At 63.5% G+C, this 4,635-nt stretch carries 7 protein-coding genes; 2 read left to right on the forward strand and 5 right to left on the reverse strand.

What is annotated here, in order from left to right; translation table 11 throughout:
- Both WBF82_RS20480 and WBF82_RS20485 read left to right on the forward strand, forming a co-directional pair.
- Positions 1-313, forward strand: a 313-nt coding sequence (locus WBF82_RS20480) for an SRPBCC family protein (RefSeq protein WP_424384765.1), incomplete at its 5' end; no start/stop codon positions are given.
- On the forward strand, positions 297-899 hold the full coding sequence (locus WBF82_RS20485; RefSeq protein WP_424384766.1) for a TetR/AcrR family transcriptional regulator: 603 nt from the start codon (positions 297-299) through the stop codon (positions 897-899). The genes WBF82_RS20480 and WBF82_RS20485, both read left to right, overlap by 17 nt.
- A gap of 49 nt (positions 900-948) precedes the next feature.
- Here WBF82_RS20485 and WBF82_RS20490 read toward each other — a convergent pair whose 3' ends face one another.
- The 5 genes from WBF82_RS20490 to WBF82_RS20510 all read right to left on the reverse strand — a co-directional run bounded on the left by WBF82_RS20490 (position 949) and on the right by WBF82_RS20510 (position 4,347).
- A complete protein-coding gene (locus WBF82_RS20490) occupies positions 949-1,194 on the reverse strand; it encodes a hypothetical protein (protein WP_424384767.1) in 246 nt (81 codons plus the stop codon).
- Between the two features lie 157 nt (positions 1,195-1,351).
- Complete coding sequence (locus WBF82_RS20495) at positions 1,352-1,735, reverse strand: nuclear transport factor 2 family protein (RefSeq protein ID WP_424384768.1); 384 nt, start codon at positions 1,733-1,735, stop codon at positions 1,352-1,354.
- Positions 1,735-2,718 (reverse strand): Gfo/Idh/MocA family protein, encoded by a 984-nt coding sequence (locus WBF82_RS20500; protein ID WP_424384769.1) that lies wholly within the window; start codon positions 2,716-2,718, stop codon positions 1,735-1,737. Before WBF82_RS20500 ends, WBF82_RS20495 begins: the two co-directional genes overlap by 1 nt.
- Before the next feature lie 354 nt (positions 2,719-3,072).
- The gene (locus WBF82_RS20505) at positions 3,073-3,900 is read right to left on the reverse strand and encodes an LLM class F420-dependent oxidoreductase (RefSeq protein ID WP_424384771.1); all 828 of its coding nucleotides are present in this window, start codon (positions 3,898-3,900) and stop codon (positions 3,073-3,075) included.
- 45 nt (positions 3,901-3,945) lie between these two features.
- Positions 3,946-4,347: a DUF4267 domain-containing protein gene (locus tag WBF82_RS20510; protein ID WP_424384770.1), complete on the reverse strand. Its 402-nt coding sequence runs from the start codon at positions 4,345-4,347 to the stop codon at positions 3,946-3,948.
- Positions 4,348-4,635: the final 288 nt, after the last annotated feature.

Raw genomic sequence — 4,635 nt, forward strand, 5'->3', positions numbered from 1 at the left:
TCCAGGGCCCGATCCCGATCACGGCGAGTTTGTCATGTTGTTGTGGACGCGGATGGCGCCGGGTGCGCCGCGGATCAAGCCCGCCGACGTTCGGATGACTGCGAATGAAGCCGAGCCCGGTCTGGTGATGACGCAGGACATCAACGTGTTGGCCGGACTTCAGCGCGGAATGCACCAGCCGGGGTTCACCCACTTGACGCTGTCCAACGAGGAACGGCGCGTGATCAACATGCACCGCAACCTCGACCGCTATCTCGACCTGCCCGAAGTTGATCGCATCACCGGGGGTGAGACCAGTGCCGGAAGCCGTTAGCGCGGAGTCGATCCTCGATACTGCGGCTCGGCTGATCGAATTGCACGGCGTGGAGGCGTTCACGATGCGCGGTCTCGCCGACGAACTCGGGGTCGCCGCCACCTCGATCTACTGGCATGTCGGCGGCCGAGACAAGCTTTTCGACAGCCTGGTCGACCGATTGCTCAGCGAGATGGCACATCTGCCGATGGAGGGCGATACCGCGGTCGAACGGATTGCGTCACTTGCGCGTTCGCAACGCAGGGCGCTGATCGACCGACAACACCTGCTTGCCATCGCGCACGAGCGGGACCGAACTCCGATGCTGTTCTTGCCGATTCAGCAGACACTGGCGGCGCAGCTGGCCGAATTGGACGTGACCGGGACCGATGCCGCCCTTGTCCTGCGCGCGGTGCAGGTTCACGTCATATCCTCTGCGCTGATGCAGTTCTCGGCCGTTCGCGGTGCCAAACACGAGGAGGAAGACCCCTCGCTGTGGGACGACGACTGGCCCGACCAAGCGCTCGTCCAGGCGCTGCAGTCCCCCACCGACTATGACGCCGTCTTCGAATACGGGCTTACCGCGCTGCTGAGTAAATTGCCCTAAGAGGTGATCGTAATGGCGTGTGGGTCTTGAGGTTCGTACACCTGAGGGACTATCCCGGCGGCGGGAAAGGCCGACCGATATGGCTGTCGTCGTCGACATCTCGTTGCGCGCCGCTGCCCCACTGCAGCCCGGTCGGCGGGGAGGCCGGACGCTCGAGCGAGGTCCAATCCGGAGCTACGATCGGATCGATTCGGCCGTCTCGGATCCGTCGGAAATACCACACGGCGAACACGACAACCAAGGCCATCAACGCCACCATCACGACGAACCACAAAATGTCGGCGATGGGGGGCACCGTTTCATTCTGGCATGATCGCGCAACGACGATAACCGCTTTCGCGCCGATTCGGCAGGCATCGCGGGACGGCTAGACGGCCTTGATCGCGTTCGAGGCACCTGTCGTAGCCCTGCAGATTTTCCACGCGCATCCACCGGTGTTTCACGCTTAGTCCTCAGATCGGCCGCGACGCCCAGTATTCGCGCAGACTGACGATCCTGTCCCCGTCCAGCTCCAGGATGGCGACCTCTCGCATCAACTTGCGGTGGCCTTGCACTATATCGTCAAAGCGTGCTTCCCATTCCGCGATCGCCGTCGCGCCGGCGGGGTCCAGATACAGGTTGAGTAGTCTCGCCTCGATGTTGGCCTGCTCGTTGACGACCTTGGTCCGCCAGTACTGCCGGATCCCGTCGATGCCGCGGATCGGCTCGTCCAGCACGCGCTCGTGATAGGTGGCCTCCTCGGTGAAGATGGTGACGATCAAGTCGGGGTCCTGAGTCATCCAGGCCCGCAAATAGACGTCGATGAGCGCGCGCACCCGCTGTTCCGGCGAAGTCATCAACATCGGTCCTGGATGACCGGCTCCGCATGGCCGCTGTCCAGCGACGCCAGAGCAGCGTCAATGACAGTGTTAGTGGCATAACCGTCGCGCGCTGACGCGCCCACGGGCGAGCCGGTCGCGATCGCGGTCAGCCACGCGGCGTCTTGGGTTCGGTAGGCCTGCGCGAACCGTTGCATCCATGCCTCGGTATCGGGTTGCGCGGCACGCTCATCAACCGGTTCGGGGCCCGTTGAGCTGAGGGTGAGCGCGCCTGCGCTGCCGACGATGTCGCACCCGATGTCATATGACAGGCCCGGCCCGCGGCCGAGTTCCATTACGCCCAGGACGCCGGACCGTGAGGTCAGGGTGAGGACTACGATCACGGCGGCCCCGTCCTGGCTGGTTTTGGTGATCGCAGACACTTCGGCGACGTCTTCGCCGCACAGCCAGCGGAAGACGTCGATGTCGTGGGAGGCCGAGCTGGTGATCAACTCCCGCTCGTTAAATTTAATGACCGACAGCGGATTACGGTGACGTTGGCTGATCAGGACAGGTGCACCCACGGTGCCGTTGCGCAGCGCGCTGTGCAGGTTTCGGTAGGCGGTGTCGAAGCGGCGCATCCAGCCCACCTGTACCAGCCGGCGGCCGGTGGTTTTCTCGGCGTCGACAATTTGGCGGGACTGGCGCGCGGTTGTGGCGAGAGGTTTTTCGCAGAGCACGTGCAGACCGCGCGCGATGCATGCATGGGTGATGTCAAAGTGGGTGTCGTCGGTAGTGGCCACCACCACAGCGTCGACGTCGGCACTTTTCACACATTCGAGTGGGTCGTAAAAGACCGCAGCGGTGGGAATCTGCGATGCGGCGTGGTCGGCGAAGGGCGCGTGGGTGTCGGCGACGGCGGCGATTCGAGTCTGCGGTTGCAGGCTGGTGAAGATATTCAGGTGTGTCATGCCCATGCCGCCCAGCCCGATCAGGGCCAGCCGGATGGGCGTGGCGCTCACTGCTGCGCTCCTGATGCGAGGGCGTGTACCGAGTCGACCATGCCGGCGCCGATGATCGCGCTACGCATCGAGTTGTGGTTGCTCACATGTCTCTTTTCGTGTCAACCGATCCTATAGACCGTGGTGGCCTAGGATCTCGCCATGCCGATACTTGGAGATGCAACCGCGGTCATCGCGAGCCTTACGAGGTCATCGTCCAATGCGCTGCGAGTTCAGCTCGCCACCCCCGACGGCACCGAGTTGGCGCGCGCCCAGCAAAAGGTCCATCCAATTTTGGGCGACGTATTGGCCGCAGCGTGCATCGACTTCTCGGTGTTGCCGCGGGGGGTACATCGCCTAGTCAGCCGCGAGATGCTATGCCAGTTGCGCGAACTCGGTCTGCAGCTCATCCAGGCGTCGCAGCGTCTGATCGCGAGGTTCGGTCGGCAGTTCCACCAGAACGTGCTCGACTTTGAGGTCACGGTAGCGCTGAAGGTCCTCGGCCTTGGGTTCGCCCATGTGGATGTTGATCACCGGCACGTCCTGGCCAGCGACCGCGCGCAGTTCCTCGAGCTGACCCGCCAGAGCATCCGCTGATGGGCTCATGGACAGCCAGCCGGCGCCCAGCCGTGCGATGCGTCGATAATTCGCGGAGCCTCCACCGATATACAGCGGCGGATACGGCTGTGTCGCCGGCTTGGGCCAACTGTATATGGGGTCGAAGTCAACGAATTCGCCGTGGAATTCCGCCTTTTCGTCGGTCCAGATTTCGACCAGTGCGCGCAGTCGTTCGTCCACCACCCGTCCGCGCACGGCCGGATCGACGCCGTGGTTGGCGATCTCTTCGCGCAGCCAACCGATTCCCACGCCGAAGCGAAAACGTCCGTTGGAGATCAGATCAAGTGAGGCGACCTCTTTGGCGGTCAGGATTGGATCGCGCTGTGACACCAGCGCAATGCCGGTGCCCAAAACAAGCTTCTGGGTCGCAACTGCCGCCGCCGTCAACGCCACGAATGGATCCAGCGTCCGGTAGTACTTGCGAGGAATCGGTCCGCCCATCGGGTAGGGCGTCTGCGCATCGACCGGGATGTGCGAGTGTTCGGCCAGAAATAGCGACTCAAACCCACGTTCTTCGAGCCCGACGCCCAGCTCCACGGGGCCAATGCCCTCGTCGGTAACGAAAGTCAGCACACCGATACGCACGTTTGCTCCCATCGAGATTTCCGGTACACGCTGCGGACGACTACCTCAACCGACATCTCCAGGTTCTTGTTCCGCCCCTGTGGTCCGGCGCACGGCGCCCCAGAGCCCCACGCCGATGCCAAGAGCGGCACCGCCCAGGCCGATCAGCTGTTGTGAGCGTTTCAGCTGGTGATGGACACTCGCCCCGCCGAGTAGGTCGGAGGCGTCGGCGCCGGCGGACGCGAGAAACCAGCCTCGGGTGTTTCTGCCACGCAGCGCTGCTGCCGCGAGCAGGCCACCGATCAACGCGTCGCGGTAGCCCATGGACCGCAACAGCAGTTGCGCCGTCGGCGTCGGCTCGTCGCGATCACCCCATAACCGGTTCGCACGGAGCGGATCTACGAGAAACGAGATGCCCGAGGCAAGTCGGATGGTGCCTGCGGCAAGCCCAAAACGGTCGATAGCCATGGCCCGCAGCTTACGACTAATCGCCCAATTCCGATGTCACGTCGGCCTGCCATCGTTACTCTCGAACGACGCCAGCGAGACGTCGCGCAGCGGGCAGAAGGGTTGGTTTGGCACGATATGCCGGATCCCGACACCGCGATGGCCTCCGCAGACCCCCCAGCAAGATTCGAGCCCGACGAACGCTGGGTGCCCGCCGACGAGCGATGGTTTGGGCTGGATCGGCGCACCGTCCGCCCGACGTTGGCGGTGTTTGCCTTGGCGTTCGTGATGTCGATGGTGTTACCCATC

It is taken from the genome of Mycobacterium sp. (assembly GCF_049673265.1).
In the GTDB taxonomy this organism is placed as follows: domain Bacteria; phylum Actinomycetota; class Actinomycetes; order Mycobacteriales; family Mycobacteriaceae; genus Mycobacterium.